At 65.9% G+C, this 21843-nt stretch carries 25 protein-coding genes; 6 read left to right on the top strand and 19 right to left on the bottom strand.

Features of this window, described 5'->3' with window-relative positions:
* The 4 genes from Q7X29_RS23680 to Q7X29_RS23665 all read left to right on the top strand — a co-directional run.
* Nucleotides 1-1333 (top strand): acyl-CoA dehydrogenase family protein (locus Q7X29_RS23680; RefSeq protein ID WP_316575424.1); only part of this gene is annotated, 1333 nt, incomplete at its 5' end.
* The gene (locus Q7X29_RS23675; RefSeq protein ID WP_280298537.1) at nucleotides 1330-2829 is read left to right on the top strand and encodes a flavin-containing monooxygenase; all 1500 of its coding nucleotides are present in this window, start codon (nucleotides 1330-1332) and stop codon (nucleotides 2827-2829) included. The genes Q7X29_RS23680 and Q7X29_RS23675, both read left to right, overlap by 4 nt.
* Nucleotides 2830-3007: 178 nt before the next feature.
* Nucleotides 3008-4618 (top strand): hypothetical protein, encoded by a 1611-nt coding sequence (locus Q7X29_RS23670; protein ID WP_280298538.1) that lies wholly within the window; start codon nucleotides 3008-3010, stop codon nucleotides 4616-4618.
* Nucleotides 4619-5073: 455 nt separating this feature from the next.
* Complete coding sequence (locus Q7X29_RS23665; protein ID WP_280298540.1) at nucleotides 5074-6537, top strand: hypothetical protein; 1464 nt, start codon at nucleotides 5074-5076, stop codon at nucleotides 6535-6537.
* On the opposite strand, the gene Q7X29_RS23660 is transcribed toward Q7X29_RS23665, so the two are convergent.
* The 14 genes from Q7X29_RS23660 to Q7X29_RS23595 form a co-directional block, all read right to left on the bottom strand.
* Nucleotides 6504-7349, bottom strand: a complete 846-nt coding sequence (locus tag Q7X29_RS23660; protein ID WP_280298541.1) for an SAM-dependent methyltransferase — start codon at nucleotides 7347-7349, stop codon at nucleotides 6504-6506. The genes Q7X29_RS23665 and Q7X29_RS23660 overlap by 34 nt on opposite strands.
* Nucleotides 7349-8146: a hypothetical protein gene (locus Q7X29_RS23655; RefSeq protein ID WP_280298543.1), complete on the bottom strand. Its 798-nt coding sequence runs from the start codon at nucleotides 8144-8146 to the stop codon at nucleotides 7349-7351. Before Q7X29_RS23655 ends, Q7X29_RS23660 begins: the two co-directional genes overlap by 1 nt.
* Complete coding sequence (locus Q7X29_RS23650) at nucleotides 8143-9453, bottom strand: hypothetical protein (protein ID WP_280298545.1); 1311 nt, start codon at nucleotides 9451-9453, stop codon at nucleotides 8143-8145. Before Q7X29_RS23650 ends, Q7X29_RS23655 begins: the two co-directional genes overlap by 4 nt.
* Nucleotides 9453-9764, bottom strand: a complete 312-nt coding sequence (locus Q7X29_RS23645; RefSeq protein ID WP_280298547.1) for a type VII secretion target — start codon at nucleotides 9762-9764, stop codon at nucleotides 9453-9455. The genes Q7X29_RS23650 and Q7X29_RS23645 overlap by 1 nt, the downstream gene beginning before the upstream one ends.
* 50 nt (nucleotides 9765-9814) lie before the next feature.
* Nucleotides 9815-10522, bottom strand: coding sequence for a hypothetical protein (locus tag Q7X29_RS23640; protein ID WP_280298548.1), 708 nt, complete (start codon nucleotides 10520-10522; stop codon nucleotides 9815-9817).
* Nucleotides 10522-10806 carry a hypothetical protein gene (locus Q7X29_RS23635; RefSeq protein ID WP_067641699.1) on the bottom strand — a complete coding sequence of 95 codons (285 nt, stop codon included), beginning with the start codon at nucleotides 10804-10806 and terminating at the stop codon, nucleotides 10522-10524. Before Q7X29_RS23635 ends, Q7X29_RS23640 begins: the two co-directional genes overlap by 1 nt.
* Before the next feature lie 37 nt (nucleotides 10807-10843).
* A complete protein-coding gene (locus tag Q7X29_RS23630) occupies nucleotides 10844-12568 on the bottom strand; it encodes a cutinase family protein (RefSeq protein ID WP_316575423.1) in 1725 nt (574 codons plus the stop codon).
* Nucleotides 12568-13047 (bottom strand): hypothetical protein, encoded by a 480-nt coding sequence (locus Q7X29_RS23625; protein ID WP_280298549.1) that lies wholly within the window; start codon nucleotides 13045-13047, stop codon nucleotides 12568-12570. Before Q7X29_RS23625 ends, Q7X29_RS23630 begins: the two co-directional genes overlap by 1 nt.
* A gap of 105 nt (nucleotides 13048-13152) precedes the next feature.
* A complete protein-coding gene (locus Q7X29_RS23620) occupies nucleotides 13153-13755 on the bottom strand; it encodes a DUF5753 domain-containing protein (protein ID WP_316575422.1) in 603 nt (200 codons plus the stop codon).
* Between the two features lie 56 nt (nucleotides 13756-13811).
* Nucleotides 13812-14252 carry a hypothetical protein gene (locus Q7X29_RS23615; protein ID WP_316575421.1) on the bottom strand — a complete coding sequence of 147 codons (441 nt, stop codon included), beginning with the start codon at nucleotides 14250-14252 and terminating at the stop codon, nucleotides 13812-13814.
* Nucleotides 14253-14488: 236 nt separating this feature from the next.
* Nucleotides 14489-14932: a hypothetical protein gene (locus tag Q7X29_RS23610; protein ID WP_280302133.1), complete on the bottom strand. Its 444-nt coding sequence runs from the start codon at nucleotides 14930-14932 to the stop codon at nucleotides 14489-14491.
* 607 nt (nucleotides 14933-15539) lie between these two features.
* A complete protein-coding gene (locus tag Q7X29_RS23605; protein ID WP_110038869.1) occupies nucleotides 15540-15761 on the bottom strand; it encodes a cold-shock protein in 222 nt (73 codons plus the stop codon).
* Nucleotides 15762-15841: 80 nt separating this feature from the next.
* Entirely contained in the window at nucleotides 15842-16243 is a 402-nt protein-coding gene (locus Q7X29_RS23600) for a hypothetical protein (RefSeq protein ID WP_280302130.1), read from the bottom strand.
* A 56-nt stretch (nucleotides 16244-16299) separates the two neighbouring features.
* Nucleotides 16300-16476, bottom strand: a complete 177-nt coding sequence (locus tag Q7X29_RS23595) for a hypothetical protein (RefSeq protein WP_280302128.1) — start codon at nucleotides 16474-16476, stop codon at nucleotides 16300-16302.
* A gap of 535 nt (nucleotides 16477-17011) precedes the next feature.
* Between Q7X29_RS23595 and Q7X29_RS23590 the strand changes: the two genes are divergently transcribed.
* Nucleotides 17012-18286 carry a helix-turn-helix domain-containing protein gene (locus Q7X29_RS23590; protein ID WP_280302126.1) on the top strand — a complete coding sequence of 425 codons (1275 nt, stop codon included), beginning with the start codon at nucleotides 17012-17014 and terminating at the stop codon, nucleotides 18284-18286.
* 8 nt (nucleotides 18287-18294) lie between these two features.
* Nucleotides 18295-18765 (top strand): SAM-dependent methyltransferase, encoded by a 471-nt coding sequence (locus Q7X29_RS23585; RefSeq protein WP_280302123.1) that lies wholly within the window; start codon nucleotides 18295-18297, stop codon nucleotides 18763-18765.
* Nucleotides 18766-18772: 7 nt separating this feature from the next.
* Here the strand turns inward: Q7X29_RS23585 and Q7X29_RS23580 are convergent, their stop codons facing one another.
* Genes Q7X29_RS23580 through Q7X29_RS23560 form a run of 5 tightly spaced genes read right to left on the bottom strand, consistent with a single transcriptional unit; the run spans nucleotide 18773 to nucleotide 21689 of the window.
* Entirely contained in the window at nucleotides 18773-19198 is a 426-nt protein-coding gene (locus Q7X29_RS23580; RefSeq protein WP_280302121.1) for a YbaB/EbfC family nucleoid-associated protein, read from the bottom strand.
* The gene (locus tag Q7X29_RS23575) at nucleotides 19195-19644 is read right to left on the bottom strand and encodes an ankyrin repeat domain-containing protein (RefSeq protein WP_280302119.1); all 450 of its coding nucleotides are present in this window, start codon (nucleotides 19642-19644) and stop codon (nucleotides 19195-19197) included. Before Q7X29_RS23575 ends, Q7X29_RS23580 begins: the two co-directional genes overlap by 4 nt.
* 12 nt (nucleotides 19645-19656) lie before the next feature.
* Nucleotides 19657-21063, bottom strand: coding sequence for an HNH/ENDO VII family nuclease (locus Q7X29_RS23570; RefSeq protein WP_316575420.1), 1407 nt, complete (start codon nucleotides 21061-21063; stop codon nucleotides 19657-19659).
* A gap of 9 nt (nucleotides 21064-21072) precedes the next feature.
* Entirely contained in the window at nucleotides 21073-21369 is a 297-nt protein-coding gene (locus Q7X29_RS23565) for a WXG100 family type VII secretion target (RefSeq protein WP_280302116.1), read from the bottom strand.
* Nucleotides 21366-21689 (bottom strand): WXG100 family type VII secretion target, encoded by a 324-nt coding sequence (locus tag Q7X29_RS23560; protein ID WP_280302142.1) that lies wholly within the window; start codon nucleotides 21687-21689, stop codon nucleotides 21366-21368. The genes Q7X29_RS23565 and Q7X29_RS23560 overlap by 4 nt, the downstream gene beginning before the upstream one ends.
* Nucleotides 21690-21843: the final 154 nt, after the last annotated feature.

The following is a 21843-nucleotide window of genomic DNA, read 5'->3' as shown; positions in this document are numbered from 1 at the left end:
GTTCTGGCTCACTTCGCCGGACCCGGCCAGCTGGAAATTCATGCCCAACATCGCCGACCCGACAACACCGAAGACCGGAGTGGTCACCGCCCGCCTGATCATCGGAGGCCGCGATGAAGGCGTCCTGCCCTTGCTTGTGAGGTTGCGCACCGACCAAGGACTCGCACCGGGACTGCACGTCGCCGTGCTCCCGGATAAGGGCTGGGCCCCCATGGATCACGCGTTGATTGGCTTCGAGAAGGTCTTCGTCCCCGTTGAGGGTTTGCTCGGCGGGACATGGGCAGTGATGGGCCCGGACGGTTTCGAGTCGAGGGTGCCGGTGCGGGCACGGTTTCACCGAGCGATCACAACCCTAGGACAGGGACGACTCGACCTGGCGGGTGCGGCCGCCGCCGGTGCGCGGGCGGGGCTGGCGGTCACGGTCAACTACGCTCGGCAGCGCCGACCCGGCGGCCGGACTCTGATGGTGGAGCGGGGCACGGTCCGCCGCGACCTGGTCTCCGCACTGGCAGCGACCTACGCCACCAGCGTGCTGGGGCGCCACGTGCAGGACATGGCCGTGGCCGCACCGGTAGGAGACCCGCTCATCGGTGTGTGGTCGATGCTGGTCAAACCATTGCTGGCCTATACCGCTCACGAGGTCTTGCTGACCTGTCGGCAACGCAGCGGCGCCCAAGGATCGTTGCGCATCAATTGGATCCAGGACTGGATCGGCAACACCGAGGCCATGATCACCGCCGAAGGCGAATCACAGGTGCTGTGGAAACAAGCCGGACAACTCACCTTCGACATCACCACCTTGGCACTGCCCGCCACCGCCTCGCATCTGCCCTGGCACATCCGGATGCTCACCGACCGAGCGGCCACCATCGCGGCCGGACTCCGACGCGACGACATCACCCCGGCCGGGACCGCACTCGATCGCGACACCGCCGCGATCGAACTCTCTGCCGCCACCAGCGAACGACTCGCGGCGACCGCGCTGTGGACCGCCGCGTCCTCCGCCAACGACGACACCGCCCGAGGCCTGCTCGAATCCGCCACCGCGGTCTACACGCTGGAACGAATCGTGGCCCGCGGAACCTGGTTCGCCGCGCACCGGCAGATGACACCCCGGCGCGCCCAACGCGTCCACCGCGAACTCCACCATCACCGCCGGTACCTGGGAGCGCACCTGAGTGAGTTGGTCGACGGATTCGGCATCAACCTCGACGCCTTCGATGCACCGATGGCCGCCCCCGACTACCTGAACTGGTGGCAACGCTGGACCGGTTGGTCGAGCCCACCAACCGACACCGCCACCCGGCCGGTCAGCGGCCAGGTGCGGCCATGACCACGCACAAGGTGGTCGTCGTCGGGGCCGGGTTCGGCGGACTCACCATGGCGGCCGAGCTGAAACACGCCGGCATAGGCGAGTTCCTGGTCCTCGAAGAAGGACCCGAGGTCGGCGGGGTATGGCGAGAGAACACCTATCCGGGCTGTTCCTGCGACGTCCCCGCGCACCTGTACTCCTTCGCGTTCGACCCCTACCGCGACACCCGGGTCCGCTACCCGGACCAGCAGTCGATCTTGACCTACATGCGCGAGGTCACCGACCGCAACGACCTGCGACCACACCTACGCTGCAACACCACCGTGGTGGCCGCCGACTACAGCGACACCGACCGGACCTGGACCCTGACCACGAGCAGCGGTGAGCTGATCCGCACCCGCGCGGTCGTGTGGGCGCTCGGTCAATTGCATCGACCCGCGATTCCTCGCATGCCAGGGGCGGAGACCTTCACCGGGCCTGCGTTCCATTCCGCACGGTGGGACCACACCGCCGACCTGAGCGGAAAGATTGCGGTCGTCGGCACCGGTTCCTCAGCGGCACAGATGATTCCCGAACTGGCTCGGATCGCGGCGGGCGTCACGGTGTACCAACGGACCCCGCCCTGGGTCTTGCCCAAGCCGGCCGCCACGTTCGGGCCGGTATCGCGGTGGGCGCTGACGCATGTGTCCGGTGCACACGAGCTGTACCGGTCAGGGATCTATCACGCCGCCGATCTGGTTCTCGCACCGATCATGCGCGCAGGATGGTCGGCACGACCCGTCGAACTCCTCGCACGAGCCCACCTCCGACGACACGTGCACGACCGCGCGCTACGCGCCAAACTCACCCCGCACTACCGGATCGGGGAGAAGCGAATACTGCTCGACAACGGCTACTTCCCAGCGCTGACCCAGCCACACGTCGAACTCGTCACCGACCCGATCGACCGGCTCAGCCCGAACGGAATCCGCACGATCGACGGCACCGAACGCCACGCCGACGTCATCGTCTGGGCCACCGGATTCCGAGCCCCGGAATTCCTTGCCGGAGTACAGATCCGGGGACGCGGCGGCGCAGACTTGCACGAGCAGTGGCGGCGCGAAGGACGACCGACCGCCTTCTACGGCCTTGCGGTACGCGGCTTTCCGAACCTATTCATGATCGCGGGCCCACACTCGTTCACCCCGTCCAACAGCAACCCCTCGATCAAGCAACACCAAGCCCGCTACATCATGCGCTGCCTGGCGCTCAGCACTCGCTGGGATGCACCGGTCGAGGTGACCGAATGGGCAATGGCGAACTACCTCGAACACCTGGATCAGGGGCTCGCCCAGAGCGTCTGGTCCGGTGGCGTGGCGACGCCCTGGTGGAAACGCGCCGACGGCACGATCACCAACGTATGGCCTGGATCCATCAGCGGGTTCGAGCGTGCGATCCATGCCAGCGATCCAGTCGCATCATTCATCAAGGTCGATGACTTGGCTAGCTCGCACTTGTTCCAGCGTCAGGGCGCGTGAGTTCCGGTGACGGAACTGGAAAATGCTTTGCGGCAAGTAATTTCGGCCGGTAGCCTGCACTGTCGCAGGTGTTGTCATGTCAGCCGGTCCACGTATTCAGAAGGATGTCATGCACGCAGAGTTCGATCCGACGGTTTTTCTGCCCGGGAGTGAACGACGGCTAGTCCGGGAGCACCAGGTGAGGACACTCGAGTGGGCGGCGGCCCGTCAGCGTGGCGAGCTGGCTGAACCTGTACCGAAACCGGACCCTGAACCGTTTCTTCTGATGGCGGGGGCGTCCGCCGAGAAATGCGGGCGGCTTCTAAAAATACTGTCGCCTGAGGTTGCGATATCGACATGGTGGGAGTCGCGATCGAAATACGCTGCCGCGCTGGGGCATCACACCCTCCTCAACAGGTTCCTGTGGGTGTTGGCTGTCGGTGCTTCCGGTGCTTCGGAGGACTCGGCAGTTATCAACCAGTACTTCCTGCATGCGGGACGGTGGTGGATCGCATCGAACTTTGCTGACACCTTCAGTTCCCACGATGAGGAGCTTTCGGTCGGTCTGCAGCAGACGCCGGGACGCGAATTTTTGTCCCGAACAAGCTCCCAGAACATCAGGTTCGCGTGGGTGAACAGAATGATCTGCACAGAAATCGGACGTCAGATCGAGGCTGATCCGGCATTTGCTGAAATACTGCCGGATTTCACTGTCGAAAACGTCACGCGATCACTCGATATCGCCGACAGATTTGGGATGCGAAACGTAGATGGTGGTAGCGGACTGTATCCCACACCAGTGACCGACTCGGCTACAAGATTCATTGCTGACAACCTCTCAGTGCAGGCGGGCTCTCGATCTCACGCAAAATTCGAGAAACTTGCTGTTTCGCCGGACATCAATGGAAGTCCTTGGATCGAGTTCCCGTCCGGCGTCGCGCCGATCGCTCTCGGTGCAGTGCGATTGGAACAAGACCGGGCCATGCTGAAGGCAATCGACGACAGGTTCCTGCGCCACCGGAACCATAATGCACATGACCTGAGCAAAGGGGAGCTCTATGAGCGAGTGAGTCAAGAGTGCGTGCGCCATTCACTTCCATGGCTGCGTACCCGAGAGCCGAATCGTCCAGCGGTCATCAAACTGGCAGGAAAGAAAGACCCCGACATCGACTGCATGATCAGCGACCGGCGGATTCGGATAATCGGTGAGGTCAAGGCGATGGAAGTCTCTGATGCGATCACGACCTCCTCAAGCAACTTCGAGAAGCACGTGACAAAGCTCGCTACGCAGCTCCAGGTCCGCCTGGATGCTCTCGATGCCGGGACTCCGGTCACCGATGCCGATGGTCGAGAATTCATTGGTGGTAAGGATACTGTCGGGATCGGGATAGTTCTGCACAACTACTGCGGATCGTTGACCTTTCCTGACATGCTGCAGTATATCGACGCTGAGGTGATGAGTGACCGGACAGCTGTGGCGGAGCTCCACTCGTGGGTGATCGTACTTTCCGCGATGGCGTCAGTCCGCGAATTGCGGGATTACCTGCGCTATCGACACCGCCTCCATCGGCTCGGTGTGGTTGCAACCGATGAATGCGACATAACTGTGGGTTTTCTCAATCCGCACCGCGGTGAGAACGTGATCCGCTTCTTCGAAGCGCGTGCGGCTGGCAGTCCAGAAGTCAAGAAACTCTTTTACCTGAATGGTTTCGCTGTCTCGGGTGACGTCGCTTCCGAACAGCCCAGGCCGGCCACCCCCGCCGAGTGGAAGCACATTCTCTACGAGGCGGCCCAGCCGGTTCCGATGTGAGCGGCGGCTTCTCGTCGGGTAGACCAGGTCTTCCATACCGAAGCGGGGAGGCTCGGCGTGGGAACCGACGATGGTGTAGTGGATGAGGGCCAGTGTGGGAGCTGTCTGATCGAGTAGCAGCGATATCGCAGTCTCGTTCTCGCGCATCGGTTCCTGCTGAAACGGGGGCGACGGTGGTTGGTCACGGTGCCCGCTGATCGCGGTGCGTCACCAATATGCTATGCCGGGCCATTGAGGGGAACCCCAGCTACGAGCGCGGAGAACCAGGGCACAATCAGTGTCGTTCATCGATGCGCACTCGGGGAACCTGAGCCTGCGCCCGGACCAGGTGGGGGGATGTGAACGTAACCAGTGGTGGTACGACGGTACCAAATACGGGTGGTGCGGCTGATGCTCAGGCGCGGCAGGCACTGGCGCCTCGGGTGCGGTCGCATCTAGGTGAGTCGGCAGCGCGTGTGGCGACCTTCGCGGTCAACGCGAGCCTGATCTACGCGCTTCTAGCCTGCGTGGTCGCGCTCTGGCGGCTAACGAAGTCGTCGTGGGTCAAGCTCGACTTTCAGCTCATGATTGACCACAACGACGGTGCCGACCTGCTGGCAGTGTTCGCCACAATGGTGATCGCATTGAACGTGGCCGCGTGGTGGCCACGCTCGGTCAATACCCAACCTCGGCCTGCCGATGCCGTCCCGGACCGGGATGAGCACGAGACGCAAGCGGCACTATATGCGCGTTACCTCACCCTGTCGCAAGCGGCGCTGCTAAGCGGATTCGGCGCTATCGCCGTGGGTGAGGCATCCTTCGTCCACGCCGTGGTGGTGAAAGGTGAACTCCTGACCGGTCTCGCCATACTTCTGGTCGCGATGGTCATCGCGGTGTTCAGTCTCGACGCACAGGCCGGTCTCCTCGAGGGCAAGGACCTCGAGGACAAGGTCCGCCGAGATCGCCGCGATGCCGACCTTGAGCGGCTACGCCAGCTCGTAGGCCAGGCCCAAGAGGGCTCGCCCACCCTCGACAACCCGCTCGCACGATGGTCGGACGCGAGAACAGCCGCGCGATGGTCCGGCAGCGCTGCAAGGCTGTGGTGGCTCAGCGAGGTTGTAGGTATCGCCGCCGTCATGCTTGTCGTTCCCACAATCGGGCTGACCTACGCCAGCCGCCGCGACGGATACTCTTGGAGCCAGATCGCCGGGACGGTACCCCCGGCTCGTACTTCTGTTCGTCATCCTCGGCGCTCTGAGTGTCACGATGATGATCGCGACGACGGCCGCACTCGTCTACCGACATCACGTCATGGCGGCCGCGTACGCGTTGCACGTCATCGCCATTCCGACGCAATTTTCCGTACTCCTGGTCGGGCTACTCCTCGGAACAACCGCATCGGTGAATCGCTGGATCGCCGTCGCGTGTGCGCTATGGATGCTTTGGTCTCCAGTGTTGATCACGTGGCGAGCCTTGGCCAAGAGTCCACAGCAGATCGGCGTTTTCCCCGGAGGTGTGGCGCGTCGACTCGTTCGTACTGCGATCCTGTCCCGCATAAAGCAGCTGACGGCCCCGTCCACGGCCCAGACACCAACGACTCAAATGACCGGATGGAGGCTGGCGATACGGCCGTGGAGATGGCGCTCCGCGTTCATCCGCTGGTACGAGCACGCTTCCGGGGTGAACCGGGCATCCACCGAAAGTGTCGCTGTTTCTCCCGCCGCGGAGCAGCCAGCTTCGGCTCCGGCCGCATGATCGGCCGCTGGGCCGCCTGCGCGAGCGGACCTTCCGCCGCGACGGGATCCGATGTAGTGAGCACCACATCAACCGTTGATGTGATGCTCGTGCGCGGCGTTCTGCAATCGTGCGGCGAGTCAGGGTTCGACCCGAGCCGGTCTGTCCGGTTTCATCGGCGATGTAGCTTCCCCACGGCGGCGTAGCTACACACCGTCGACCGCGGCCACACACCGAACCCGGCCAGGCACTCGTCGTCGTTGCCGTGGTCGGGCCGCCACAGGTCTGCGGTGACCAGGCCGGGATCGAGTAGCAGCAACGGTGCGAGCATCTGTTCGACCTCGTCGCGATCGCGTGGCCGATACCGGATGCCTGCCGAGGCCAGTGTTTCGACGGCGGTGTCGATGTCGCTGTCGTGCAGGTCGGCGGCGGTGTGGGTGAACACCAGCCAGGATCTGTCGGGTAGATGCTGGAGTAGTGACGCCACCAGTGCGGGTGCGTCGGAGAGGAATTCGGCGGTCCCGGACAGGCATACCGCGATCGGTGTCGAGATATCGAGTCTTGTCGTGAGGAGTTCGGTGATGCTGGCGAAGTTTGTCAGGTCGGCGGTTGCGAACGTGGAGTTGGGCCCGGTCATCAGGGCGAGGGCGTGGGCGGCGACGTAGGGGTCGTGGTCGAGGTAGAGGGTGCGAGCGCTCGGGTTCTGGTTGGCGGCGACGTCGTGGATCTGGGGTGCGTTCGGGTATCCGCAGCCGAGTTCGACGATCTGGGTTATCCCGTGGTCGCCGACGAGGTGCTCCATCGCGCGCAGCATGAACGCGCGGGCCTGGGTGACCGCGACGCGGAAGGTGGTGTTGGCACTGAGTTTGTCGGCGATGTGGCGGTCGATGAGGTAGGCGTCTTTGCCACCGTGGATCGCATCGAAGACCCTGGCTGGGTTGGGCTCCCTCGCGTCGAGTATGCCGTCACGGTGGGTACTCGTGGCGGAGCCGGTGCCGGGTGTGCAGGTGTCGGCCACTACGGTTCCTCGCTGATCTCGGTGATCTTGTTGACGCCGTCGGGGTCGGTGGCGGTGTGGAAGATCAGGGTGGCCAACAGCTCTGGTGCGGCGTCGGGGCGTTGTTCGCGGACATGGACCTGCCATCGTGCCGGTGCGGTCGGCACGATGGACACGCAGTACTTCGTCCCGGCTGGGACGGTGTCGATTCCGGCCTGGATCACCTCGGCGGAGGGCACTTTCGCGTCGGCGGTGACGAATTCGCGGGCCGTGGTGCCGGATCTTTCGACGTAGTAGGCGTGTTGGAAGGCGAAGATCACCGAGACGGCGTTGGTCGTATCACCAGGGTCGGTGCCCGAGGCCAGCGCAGGCGTGCGGGTGTGCGGGCAGTCCGCGATCGCGTAGGTGGGTGAGCTCGGCGCGACGACCGAAGGTATGGGCAACGGGTCGGGCAGCGGTGTCAGCGGCGCCTCGGTGGCGGGTGACTCGGTGTCGGGCAGTACCAGCGTGATCACGACCAGGACCAGCAAGGCGATGCCGAATGCGGCGGCGAGCCCAGCGATGACCCGGCCCGGGCCTCGGTCAGCGCGCGCGGGCGCGAAGCTGCGGCCGACCTGCCGGAACCCCGGCGGCGCTGCCGGGGTCCCGTGATCGGTGTCGCGGTGGTCGGTGGGCTGGCTCCAGTCCGACCAGTCACCGACCCACCCGTCCTCGGTATCGGATCGGTCGTCGGGATGCTGGAGTTCGTCGTCGGGTTGGTCGTCGTCGCTGTCGGCGGGCGGAGTGTATCGGCGCAGATCCAACGGGCTCTCGCTCACGACGGCACCGCCCCGATGACCGGGACGACGACACCTGCCGGGTCCCCGGCGATCGAGGCCGGGGCCGTGACCCCTGCTTGGGTACGCGGCTTGTGCTCCCCCTCGTCCCCGGCTGCCGACTGGGCTCCCGCGGGCGGGACCACTGCGGTCGTGGGCGCGCCCGCGGTGTTCGGCACAACCCCTGGTTGTCCGGTGCCGCCGGGCCCGGTCGGTGCGGCTGGCTTCGGGTCGGCCGTGTTCGGGCCTGCGGAGGGCTCAGGTTTCGGCGCGGCGGCCGGGGAACCCCCGGCATTCGTTCCGGTGCCAGTACCGGCTGCGGCACCGCCTGCGGGTTTGTCGGAACCGCCGAAGTTGATGACCGGTGCGGCTGGCGTGGTGGTGAGGTTCGTGGCGGCGGTGCCGCTGTTGGTTGCCGCTGGTGGGATGGTCGCGTTGTCGCCTGTGCCGGTGAGCGCGGCGGTGATGGTGTCACCGGCTTCGGCGCCGAGGGTGTCGATGGCGTGCGTGGCGACGCCTGCTCCTTCGGTGATCAGGGTGGTCAGGACTTCGGCGCCGGAGGTGATCAGCTGGGTGCCCACGGTGGTGGCGGCTTCGATCGCCGCGGTCCCGAGGGCTTGTTGCATCGCGATAACAGGGTCGGTCGAGGTTGCGTTGGTGTCGGGCGCTGTGGCGGAGGCGTCATCGCCTGCGGTGGTGTCGTCGGTGGGCAGGGAAGGGTCGCCGGTCGAGGGGCCGCCGCCGGTGCCCAGGCTCGACTTCGGGGTTGTATAGGACTTCTCGCCGAGCTTGCTGCTGTAGCTGTCGTAGTCGGCTTGGGCGCCCTGCACAGTGGACAGGGCGCTGCTGTACATCTCGCGGGCCAGGTCGATCACCTGCGTTACGCCTCGGTCGTTGGGGGAGACTTTCAGGATCTGGCGGGCTTGGGTGGCGAAGTCGTCGAGTTCGGCATCGAGCGCGGCGGAGGCGGCGGTGTTGGTGCCGACCGCGGCGTCGATCAGCGTGGCGAAGTCACCGGAATCGGCACTGCTGTCGACGATCTGGGTGCGTGTGCCGCGGATCGCGGGGATTGCGGTGTCGGCCGCCGCTGAGGTCCAGGTCGACTCGAGGTCCGTGGCTCTGACCCGGTGCGGGGCTTCGGTCGCGTCGAGTTGGGTGATCGCGGTGTTCAGCAGGGCGATCGCGTCGGTGGAATCCCCGGTGCCGTCGAACGCTGCCCGCAGTTCGGTGATCGGTTTCGACAGGTAGGTGATGATCGCGTCCGGATCCGGTGCCGCGGTGCTGGTGGCGGGTTTGGTGCGGGTGACCATCACTGTCCTTCGGAGATGGTGGACAGGTTCGCGGCGAGCTGCTGGTCGTGACTGACAAAGCGTGTTCGGCAGGTCTCGACGTGCCCGGCCTGGTCAGTGACCGCGTTCGCGCAACCCTCGAGGTGGGTGGCGTGCTCGACCAGCGCTGCGATGAGCTGGGTGCGGAACTCGGCGCCGATCAACCCCAGACCCGGAACTGCGGCGGCGGCGGCGGTCGTGGCGTGGGTGGCAGCGGTGAGGTCACCGACAACCTGGGTTCGTGTCACCGTCACGAACTCCTGCGCGGTGGTCGGGTCGAAATCGAGCGACATGATGCCCCCTTCGAATAGTGGTGTGGAGATGGACGAGTCCGGTCGAGATGTCACAGTGACGAAGGATGTGCACGCGCAGGCCCGCCTGCCGATGGCGGCCAGCGCCGAACCGGTTGGGAATATGGGCTCGTGCTCGGGTCCGTCGGGGCCAGCAGTGCGTCGATGTCCAAGACCTGCCACGTCGCGAGGTTGAGGTGGCGGGCGCCGAGTGCGGCGGCGGCGATCGCTTCGACCAGCACGGGCCGATGGACGCCGAACCCGCTGTGCTGGTGCGGTCGCAGACCGTAGTGGGCCAGCAGGGCGATGAGGTCTGTGCGGGCTCCGTCGACGTCGTTGCTCAGGTCGAGCAGCGCCAGCGCCGTGGAGCGGCTGGTGTGGCGGCGTTCCCAGCGGCGGTTCAACGCCGCGACTGCTCTGGTCGGCTCGAATCGGCGTAGGTGGGGCAGCGGATCGAAGGCCGCCATCGCGCGAGCGCGTCGCCGTGCCTGGTTCAACCCGGTCACGAACTCGCGGTGGACGCGGTCATGGAATCCGTGATGGATGAACAACTGCCAGGCCAACACGGCCGTATGTATCCGGGCCTCGCGGGCCAGGGTGGCGTCGGTGGCTGGGAAGCTGAGGTAGGCCAGGGCAGTCGCGGTGGACGACAAGGCCAGTCCGGCGATGGTCGTGTGGGCGATCGTGTCGGGCAGGCGCGGTTTCGACTGGCCGCGCAGGACACAGACCTGCCGATCCGGGCGGGGATTGCGGGTCGTCATCAGTTGCCGATCATGGCGTTCATGATGGTTCCGGCGCTGGTGGCGATGGCGCCGCCGATCATGGCTCCGGCGATCATCTTCGGCGATTCCAGGCCGCCGCCGGTCCATTTCTCCCACGCGAACTTTCCGCCCGCGTAGGTGATGGCCACGACCCCCGACAGCAGGACGAACCAGGTGAGGTACTGCACCAGCTGCAGGATCTTGTTCGACATCGGCGGCGCCTCGGGGGTGGGGTTGCTCAGCTGTGCGAGCAGGTCGTGACCGGCGGCGAGCACAACGTTCATCAGGTGGTCGGCCTTTCGAGAATGGGATGCGACACGGTCAGCGGGTGGGGCCGCTGACGCCGGGCTGGCGTGGGATCGATGAGGTCGACGGCGCGGAGGTGTTGCGGTGGATGCCGGGTTGTTGCGGCGCTGCGACCGTGGCGGGCACGGAAGGATCTGGAGGGTCGGGGAGAGCAGTCGGTGGGGAGGCGATGTGTTGGGGGGCTCCCACCACCTCACCCAGCGAGGGGCCTGGGGAGGTGGTGGGAGCGGGCAGGTCCACGTGACGGAACGTGGACGTAGTCGAGGAAAGCCCCGCGGCCGGCGTCGTGGTCGGCGCTGTGGTGGTATTCGAGGTCGAGTGGCTCGCGTGCAGGGGTGTTCCGGCGGCGTCGTGGGCGGCGGCGGCCAACCACGCGCCGGCCCATGCGGCGGGGGAAGGACCGTCGCCGATCGGCCGTGAGTAGGCGTCATGACGCATGCCCGTTTGCCAGAGCCGCACCCAGGTCGTGAGGTCGAGCAGGGCGTGGTTGTCGGCGATCTCACGGCGCACGACGTCGAAGGCCGCCGCGACGAGTCGATCCGAGGTGGTTGGAGGGATCAGCTCGGTGATCGCGGTGGTGAACTTCTCACCCAGCATCGCCACTGCGGCCGCGGGGTGAGACAACCCGACAGTGCCCAACTGGGCGAGGGTAGCCGGATTCAGGACCGAGGCCGCCAGCACGTGGACCGCGTTCAGCCCGATCACGCCGACCCGCATCACCGCCGCCAACGCCGCGTTCACCTCGAGCGGGGTGCGGGGATCGGAGGCCTCGGCCAGCCGCTGGGAGATCGACTTCGACGGCGACACTTCCCATTCGGTCAACGAGGCCCCGGAAACGTCGTCCTCGACGGCGGTCGAGACGGCCTCGAGTGAGGTGTAGGCCAGGGCTTGCCCGATCGAGACCAGCGAGGCGATCGGATCACCGGCCGACAGCAGCGACTGCGACGCCACCCCGGCGGCCGCCCGCAAGATCGCCGACCCGGTCGGTGTGTCGCAGGCCAGATCGCCTGCGACACACAGATTCGCCACCCGACCGGTCAGGGCGCCGTAGTCTGCGACGATGTCACGTTGCGGGCCGATGCCGCCACCGGAGGCCACCGACGGAAACGGCGCGGCGGGCAGCAGCGCCAGATGTCGACCACTGGTGCCCGGTGCCGGGGCCGGGGCGAGGGCATCGGTTCCCGGGAAGACTGGGGCGCCGGGGCTGCGGGTCGGGTCGGCCATCAACACCACGGCCGCGACCGCCTCGGCAGGCACGACCCCCTGTCCCGCGCCGACCTGCTGAGCCACCAGCGAAACCACGTGCGCGCCTTGGGAATAACCCAGCAGCGCGACACGGGTCTGCGGGCACGCCGAATGCACCTGCCGCATCATTGATTCCGTGCGTACGACACCGGTAGCGACCGATTCCGCATACGGCACGGTTGAGGCGCCGACCGCGCCGCCGAACCCGGCCGGATACGGCACATACGCGCGGTCGACCAAACCGGGATCGCTGGCCGCGGCCATCATCGGACGCACCGCCAGCGACAGCATCCCGGTGTCAGTGCTCGGCGCGGCATCCGGTGACGACTCGCCGGTACCCTGCACGGCGAAGACATACAGCGCAGGGCACGCGCCCAGCGCGAGGACGGTTGAGGGCGCCGCGGCCGGGGGCGAGGACGGTGCCCCAGCCGCTGGCGTGGCTGCCGTGACCATTACGGCCACGCCGAGGACGGCGGTGACCAGGCGGGCGGGCATCAGGGATGCTCCGGCGTGTGTGCCGTTGCGCCGAGACCGGCCCACCAGATGCTCAACGGGACGCGTCGTCGGCCGGCGGCGAGGTCGGTGAGGAGTCCGTCGAGCGCCACGGCGAGCTCGAACAACGGGCCCCACACCATGATCAGGCTGGTCGCTGTATGGGAGTCATCGAGCCGCGCGGCGTATCCGGCCATCCGTGCGAGACTCATCGCGACAGTCTCGGTGTGTGGGGGAGTCGCGATCGACGGTACAGGCAACGCTTCGGCGACAGCGGTATCGATTCGGCGCATCTGCTCGGCCCGTGCCGCGCTAAGCCGTTCACCAGCCAGCCCCTCGGCGCGGGCGATCTCCACCAGCTCGACAGCGCCGGCCAGGATCGGGTCGGCCAAGTCCTCACCCTCGCTCCAGCCCAGGACCGCACCGAGAATTTTCATGCCGGTCGGCAGCGGCGAATCCTGTTCGAATGCAGTGGAAGTCATGACGGCGGCTCCTGAAAATGGCATCGATCGGTCGAGAGAGGCTGCGGGCACAGCGATGTCGGTGTCCGGTCGGCCGGGGCCTGGCCGACCGGACACACGGTGGGGTCAGTGGCCGGCGTGCAGGGCCAGCACACGGGTGAGCACGACCGTTGCGTCCTGGCCGTAGACGGCTTGGCCGTGCAGGCGGTCGAACAGCCGCGCGGCCAAGGCGACGTCGCGCGGGGAGGTGGCGACCACCTCCCCGGTCGCGGTTTCGGACTCCACGCGGGCGGTGTCGTGCAGGACGAACTCGGGTGCCGGACCCACGAAACGCGCGTTGAGCGGCACGATCCCGATCCGCACGTGCGGGCGCGCATCGAGCTGGTCACGCAACGCGAGGATCTGCTCGGCCATGATCTCGCTGCTGCCGACGACGTGATGGAGCGCCGATTCCCCGATCAGGAAATGGAAGTCACGCTCATCTCGGTCCAGGATCTGTTGGCGCTTCATCCGTGCGGCGACCGTCTCGTCGAGGTCGTCGGGAACTTCGAGCACCCCGAAGCACTCGGACAGGATCGCCCGCGCGTAGTCCTCGGTCTGGACGAGCCCGATCACGATGTCGGGGTTCCAGGCTCGCTGCTGGGTGACGCGTTCCTCGATCGCGATCAGGCTGCGCTGCAACGGCGCCAGCCCGTCGACGGTGTGGTCGTAGATGCTGGTGTAGGACATGATGTTCTTCCTTGCTATTCGGTGTGGAGCGACCGGTCAGTCGCGGTGTGCTGTGGTCAGGCGGCGTCGAGTAGGCCGCGAGCGGCGTCGCGGGTGATCGTGTAGACGAGCTCGAAGTCGGCCAGGGCGCCGGGGCGAGGCGGGCTCAGCCATACCCGTGTCGGGTCGCCCGGGGTCGGCAGCGGGATCGGGGAACCCGGCGCGGTGCGGATGGCTTGCACCTTCGAGCCGCGCGGGAAGATGTTGATCAGGCGCGGGTCCTCGGCTCGGATCGCGGTCGTCAAGAACATGCGCTGCCCTGTCGCGGTGTTGTGCACGATTGGTGTCTGAATCCTGCTGTGCTGCAACTGGTCTGCAACCTTGTCGGCGAGCCGGTCGCAGACCTGGATGCCGTGGATCTGGTCGGCGGGCAGCACGATGTTGTCGTGGCTGTCGAGCACGACCCGCCAGCCGAATTGCCGGTAGGCGGCGCAGCGGTGCGCGGGCGTCTCGGTCACGGATGTAGCCACAGGACCTCACAAGGCATTCGATGTTTCGGTAGATATCCATCGCTGACTTCGAGGGCAGTGATGGAGGTACGAGGATGGATCCGGCACTCGCGCAAGAAGTTCCGCACAGCCGAGACACACCCGCTGAAGTCGGCGACCAGCCCGCCACTGATCACTCGCAGGTGAGTGTCGGGCTCATCGGGGCGGGGTGATCCAGACCGCGGCATGGCAAGCTCCGGCGCCGCTTATCGGCAGGCCAGGATCGTGGAGACCACGACCTCAGCGCTCGGCCGATAGGGATCCAAGGGTTCGTGCGGTAGCCAACGTCGCGCCGGGTCACGGGGCGAGGGCAGCAACACCTCGTCGCCCTCGGCAGCGAGCACCGCCCCGGTACTGGACAGAGCCGCGAAGCTGGCACCGCCGCGTAGGTGAGCGGGTACGGGACCGGTAAGGATGGTCAGCCGTGGCTGGGTGGTGTCACTGCGTACGATCACCGGGCCGGGCCACGGCAAAGCCGCGACTACTCGCTGGCCGAACGCGGAGGCCAACTCGATGGCGCCGACGGTCCCGACCCGCAACACGATCTGGCTCGTGGATTCCCGAACGAACACATCGAACCCGCAGGAGTTGCGGTAAGAGCTGGCACGGTGAATCACCTTGTCCACCGCCAGGAAACGCGTGCTGGTCATCGCGCACCGCCCTGCTGTAGGAAACGACGGACCGCGTCGAGGACCGAGGTGGTCGTCGGTCGTTGCCGACTGGTCGGGGGTGACTCCCATGCTCGACACGAGCCAGCGTTGCCCGCAGCGGGCGTCGGGAGACCGATCCGGGCACCGGAAGCCAGCACCACGACGCCGTTGACCCACAACCGCGTAGCGTCAGGGAGTGCCTCGATCCTGCGGTCCGAATCGGTGAGGAACGTCCACGTCCCGGACTTGGGATGCGACACGATCGGACCACAACTCACCTCCACACGCCCGAGCTCACTTCGAACCCGTCGGCCGAGAGCGCTGGGAACCATGACCGCCTGAACCCGCCCAGCCACGACAACGATCTGGCCGGAGACTGGATCAGGCACGGCCGGCAACTGGCACACCTGCTCGTAGTAGGCGCATCGCGCAGCCACGGTGACGCCTTCCAGCTGCAGGGCGTGCGCGCACGGACCTGCGGTCGAACGCTGGGCGGCATCATCTGGGTGACATAGGGTTGTAGAGCTCGTGAGGTAGGCCGTCATCGGGTCCTCCACGGTCGTGGCGGGTGGGTATTTCGGATCGGGTGCGAGGCAGCCCCGCACGTCTATTTCTGGCGGTGGGAGTCGACCCGTCGTACTTGGACAGCCTGCGGTCCACGGTCGCTGTCGGTGATCTCGAACTGGACATGATCGTTCTCGGAGAGCGCGCGAAAGCCCTGTCCGATGATCCCGGAGTAGTGGACGAACACATCGGGGCCGGCATCGCGCGCGATGAACCCGAAACCCTTCTCGGCGCTGAACCACTTGACAGTCCCGGTGATTGACATGTGTAACTTCTTTCGTTGAGTGACGCCCGCGCGCGGGGCCGGGCTTGTTGGGTGGGTACACCCCCCGGGGGAAGGACCGTTCACCGTGCGGCTAGGGCTGCCAGGATCGACACCGGGGACGGTCGGTACCTATCGGTCGGGGCAGCCGCGTGCCAACGCCGAGCGGGATCATCGGGTGAGGGCAGCAAGATCTCGGCACCTTCGGCGACCATCGTGGCCCCGCACCGATCCAGGACCGTGGTCGTCGGCACACTGTGACGCACATGCGTCGGAATCGGCGCGGTGAGGAACGTCCAGGTCGTGCGGTGACCGGCAGCGAGGTTGATGATCGTTGGAACAGGGAGCTCCAGCCGTCTAGTCAGCTTCGGGGCAAGCGGAACCGGTACGACGATCGCGCCGATGCTTCCGGCCGCGACGAAGATTAATCCGCTCCCTGCGCGCAGGAATGCAGGGAGCCCGCAGACGGTGTTGTAGTAGTTCACCTGCCCCACCGCAGCGGCGGGAAGCGCGGCGCGTGGCTTCAAGGTCGGGAATCGGGTCACCGCGGACCGCCCTTCGAAAAGTTCTCGCTGACAGCGGCGATGACCATCGACGTGGTCGGGCGCAGGTTGTAGCGCGGGGCGACGATCCACTCCCGACGCGTCGCCGCGTGCTTGAGTGGGCTCGGCAGCTCGATGACCGCGTTGGAGGTCAGGACGAACACCCGGTCACGCACCGAGGCGGGAAGGCCAGCTTGGCGGTATTCGGCCGCACAGACTCTCGCTGATCGTGGTGGTGCGCCGAGAGACCCGTTACTGCCGAGTGTCGATGCGGGTAGGGGCGCAAGGGCTTGGCTCATGGGTCCGGTTCTCCTAACAGTGCGATTCCGGTACTGGCGATGTCGAGGTGCGCGGGGCTGACCTTGAACGGGTTGGCCGGCTTGCCTCTGTTTGTCTAGACAACCAGCGGTGTGCGTCCACGCCTATGGGTTCGGCGTCCACACCGCGTCCACATCCGCGATCGCACGGCGCGATTTCTGGCCGGTGTACAAGAAATGGGTGTGCCAGATAGCCGATGTGGACGTTGGCGTGGCGCAGGCCTCGGTACGGGTAGAGGAGTTGATCGCAAAGGATGCGTGGCCTGATCGGCGGGCCTTGTGCCGGGCTGAAATGCACTCGGACGTGCAAATGCACTTGCAGGTCGCCAAGCTGGGAACGGACGAGAGTCCCGGGCTTCCACAGAGTGTCCACAGGCTGGAATGATTCGCCGGTATGGACGGTCACGCCGTTATTGTTGGTGCACAACTCCGAGCCGCTCGGGAAGCGGCAGGCGTCTCCTTGTCAGTGGTGGCTGGGGAACTACACCGGGGAAAGTCCGCGGTGGCCTACTACGAGACCGGTAAGCGCGCTGCGCCACCGGATGTCATAGCGTGGTACGAGAAGCGGTTCGGCGGGTTAGCAGATCCTGTGGCTTCCCTCGCCGACCTCGGAAAGGCTGACGTGGAACGACGTGCATTCCTGCGTAGTGGCTATTCCACCGCGTTGAGTGCTTCGATGGTCTTGCCTGGGTCGCTGGAGCGGTCGGGACCGGTGGTCAGGTCAGTGCCGTCGCTTCGCCGGGTAGGTGCTTCCGATGTCGAAGAGGTCCGCCAGATCATGGTGTTCTTCTCCCAGATCGATCAGCGCCGGGGCGGAGGACACGGGCGCAGCGCGGTGGTCCAGTACCTGAGTGAGGAAGTTGTGGCCTACTTGCACGGGTCCTACCCCGATGATCGTGTGCGTCGCGACATGTTCTCCGCTGCGGCAGAGATGGCGTACCTAGCCGGCTGGATGGCGTTCGACAACGACGAGCACTACACCGCTCAACGCTACTTCGGTACCGCCACCAAACTTGCCGCAGAGGCAGATGACGAACCGCTGGCGGGACATATCCTGCGCGCGATGGCACATCAAGCGATAGACCTCGGCCACCACAGCGATGGGCTCGCTCTCGCAGAAGCCTCGGTGAGCGGTGGTCGCTACCGCACCGCGACACCGAAGGAGCGGTCACTGCTGATGGTCGTATACGCCAAAGCGCTCAGCGCGGCCAACAATAGCCGCGCGGCGGCGACCGCGCTACTGGCCGCCGAAGAAGATCTCGCCTCGGCCTCGGACACTGTCACAGAGCCAGCTCGCGTCTACTTCTTCTCTGAGGCCAGCCTGGCCCACGAGACCGGCTGCGCGCTGCGCGACTCCGGCGACCTACGCGGCGCCGCGGCGCAGTTCGAGGTGAGTGTCCGCAAGCGCAAGGCATCGGCCTTCGCACGCACGCACGCGGTTACTCTCGGCTACCTCGGATCAATCCAGGCCCGCCAGGGCGATCTGGAACAGGCCTGCGCGACGTGGTCGTCGGCGCTATCAGCGATGGGTACGGTCCAATCGGGACGTACCCGCCGCGTCGCCCGCGACATCCGCGCCACAGTCGCGCCACACCTCGGCGCGGCCGTTGCGGGCGTGGCGGAGGTCCATCAACAAGCCGCTGAGTATCTTGCAGCACAACAAATCTAGGGGAAGTCATGAGTGACGAGACATTCGAAGTCGTGCCGATTGCCCATGTCGTCGGAGGGCGCGCAGAACCGACCGACGACCATTGGGCCGGCACTGAGGCGATCATCCGAATTGATGACCCACGTTTCACCGAGGACTCGGTGAAAGGCCTCGAACAGTTCAGTCACCTTGAGATCGTGTTCCGATTCCATCTGACCGACCAGAACGACCTGCACTTCGGTGCACGCAGCGCCCGCGACAACCCCGACTGGCCCCAGGTCGGCATATTCGGCCACCGAAACATGCGCCGGGTAAACTGGTTGGGAGTGTCCCGTACCCGGCTGCTGCGGGTCGATGGCTTGGACCTGCACGTTAAGGAGCTCGATGCCGTCGACGGGACACCAGTGCTCGATATCAAGCCATGGTTCGCCGAATTCGGACCCCGAGGCCGGATCGAGCAGGCGCCATGGTCCATCGAAATGCTCCGCGACTATTACTGACCACGGACTACCATTCCTCGCCGTTGAGGCGCGCGAAGTACGCGTCGTCCGCTGCTTGGATCTCCGCTTCGGTCAAGCGAGCACGTTCAGTGCTCGATGTCTGCGAGGGCTCTCCGTTCAGCCCCTCGATACCCAGTCGTAGCTGTGGGTCTGCGGTCTGGAGAAGCTTCGCGGTCTGGGTTTGGATATCTGACCGTGCACTGCGGTGGATTTCTACGAGTGCGTGGCTTAGCTGCGAGGAGCTCCAGGACATTGCGCTGGGTGCGATCTGCAGTGAGGTGATGTCGCCGTTGGCGTCGACTTCGATCGATACGCCTCTCGCGGTGCCGCGGCCCCGTAGCCGCGACAGGGCGGTGGAGAATTCGTTGGCGCTGCGCCGGAGGACGCGGAGGTGCTCTTCGAGTTCCCTGTCCCAGTCTTCGGTCGAGCTCACGGTTGACCGTCGCCTTCATCGTCGACGAATAGGGAACGAATCTCGGGCTTGTTCGAGATCATCTCGATCAACCACAGAGGGGACTGTCCGCGGTGGTTCTCGATGCGGGCGTCAGCACCCCGGTCCCGCAGCAGCCGGACGACCTCGGGTGTGCTCCAGGGGCTGCGGAACGCGTAGAACAGGGGGGTGTCGCCCTTGTCGTCTTGGGCGTTGGGGTCAGCGCCTGCGTCCAATAGTGTTGCCACGGTGTCGATCCCGCCGTATTGGGCGGCGAAGTGCAAGGGAGCGAGCCCGGCTTCGTCGCGGTCGTTGGGGTCATAGCCCTCGGCGAGCAGCTGCTGGATCTCCGCGGCGCGGGCACCGTTGGTGTCGGCGGCGGCGTAGTGCAGTTCGGTGCGTCCCGCGCGGTCGCGTTGGATTTGTGGCTTCTTCGGTTTTTTCCACACAGTCGACCCCTTTTATCTCGGCGCTTCGTAGATGTGTCGGGAGTTTCCGGGCGCGTCTTCGATTCGATAGAAGCTCGGATTGTTGACGTAGTCCCGGAATTCGGCCCACGTCATGTTCTGTCGCAGCGCTTCTTCGCGTAGGCGCCAGAATTCGTGACCTGCTTCGTGTCCCATGACCGGTGTCGAGTTGACAGGGTACTTCATGCCGTTGGCGCCGAGATAGTACTCATTGCGTGCGTCCATCGGGAGTTGACGGATCGCTGGGTCGGCGTACTTGCCGCTCACTGGGATGAGCACGGTGGGGTCGGTGGCGCTGAGGTAGAACTCTTGACCGTTGACGGTCACTTTCGGTGCCGCCTCCTGCACCGGTCTGGTCGTGGTCACTCGCAGGTACGGCCGGGTCCGCGACAACAGTCGCAGGTCGTCCAGTGTCAGGGGGTTGATCGCGCCGGTCGCCTCGGCGGTGGCGAGCCCGGCTTGGGCGGCCAGCAGCGGGGACAGTTCGGCGACCGAGCGGGCGAACGCGCCTGAGGCCGCGACGACCGGCAAGCCGGTCATCTGCGCGGTGGTCGCGAGGTTGCGGCACAGGGTGGCGATTCTGCTGCCCACGACCGCCGCTCGCGCGGCCAAGGCCGCGGTTCCGCCTGCGGCGGTGAGGCCGAAGCTGTAGCTGGCCAGGCCCCAGGACACGACTTCGCCGATGACGAAGACCGCGGCAAACTCGCCGAGGAGGGTCAGGATCTCCTTGCGGGTGTTCTCGATCGCGAGGGCGTAGTCGGCGCAGGATTTCGCGAGGATCTTGAACTGGGCGGTGAGGGTTTTGCCCTGGTTCTCGAGGATGGTGATCTGGTCGAGGATCTGCTGGACTTCGGGGGTTTGCTGTCCGCTGATCGCGTCTCGGGCGGCTTGGAAGCTGTGGTAGGGCAGCAGTTCGTCGCCGTAGAAGCTCCACTGGGTGGCGACGTTGCGCAGATTCTCGGGGTTGCCGCTGGGCCACACCTCGCCCTGGGTGTACTCGGCGATCTTGTCCCACCACGACGGCGCCTCCGAGCTGCCACCGAACAGGGCAGGCAAAGTGATCGGTTGCATCCACGCCAGCGAGCCCGCGCCGAAGGCCAGGTCGGTGTCGGCGCCACCGATGACCGAGAGTTGGTTGGCGTTGGCGTGGTTGGTCGCGGTGACCTCGAGCAGGTCGTGCATCTGGGCGAGCCCGCTCACCCAGGCCGCGGCCGCGGTCATCGCGTCCTTGGCGGCGGGGTCGAAGCTGGCCGACCAGTCCCGGCCGGGCTTGTCACTGCCCGCGCAGCCACCGTATTGCTGCAGGTTGGCGGCCATGGCACGGATCTTGGCCGACGCCAGGCCGTGGGCGTTTTTGAAGACGGTTGCCGCGGTGCGGATTTCGGTGGGAGTGACGATCACCGGCGCCATCTACGGCCACATCCGGGTGTTGTGGGTGATGGCTCGGGTGTAGTTGGTGTGCGCGATGCGGGCGACCTCACGTAGTTCGTCGAGGTTTTCCTGCATCTCATCGACGCCGGCGACCCATTTGTCGTGGGCGGCGCGCTGGGCGGTCGCGGCCTCGCTGGCCCAGCTCAAATGCAGCTCGGCGATGCGGCGTTCGACATCGGTCAACCAGCCCGCGACCTCGGCCCCGAACGCTTGCATGGTCGTGATCGCGGCGTCGAGCTGTTCGAGGTCGACCCGGAACCGGTCATCGCCGGTCACGGCAGCTGTCCGTGGAGGCGCTCGGTGGCCGCGGCGTTGGCCTGGTCTTGGGTTTCGTAGGCGTTGGCGGCCTCGAGGAGCTTGTCGGCAGACTCTGTCAACGCGGCGGCGACGGTTTCGGCGCCGGCTTTCCATTCCAGCCAGCTCTCCTCGTAGGCGGAGGCGGCCTTGCCCTGCCAGCCATCGGCGAGGAGTTCCTTGCCGATGGTGTCGTCGAGCTTCTTCACCCGGTCCCGGATTGCAGTTGCTTGGCCGGCAACGAACGCCGCGGTGCTGCGCAGCGCGCCGACGTCGACATGCAGCTCACCCTCACCCGACACCAAAGATTCCCCCTCGTGCTCCAGCCAGCGCCGACGAACCGTCCTCTTACCCTTTACCCTGTTGGACGCACCCGGTTCCGGTTCCACAGACTATCGAATCCGACGATGTGGACGCGCGAGTGCGAGCCGACCTCTACCTCCGATAGTTCTTCAG

This window comes from Nocardia canadensis (genome assembly GCF_032656385.1).
In the GTDB taxonomy this organism is placed as follows: Bacteria; Actinomycetota; Actinomycetes; order Mycobacteriales; family Mycobacteriaceae; genus Nocardia; species Nocardia canadensis.
The sequence above is the reverse complement of the archived record's forward strand: the minus strand, read 5'-3'. Positions and strand labels throughout refer to the sequence as shown.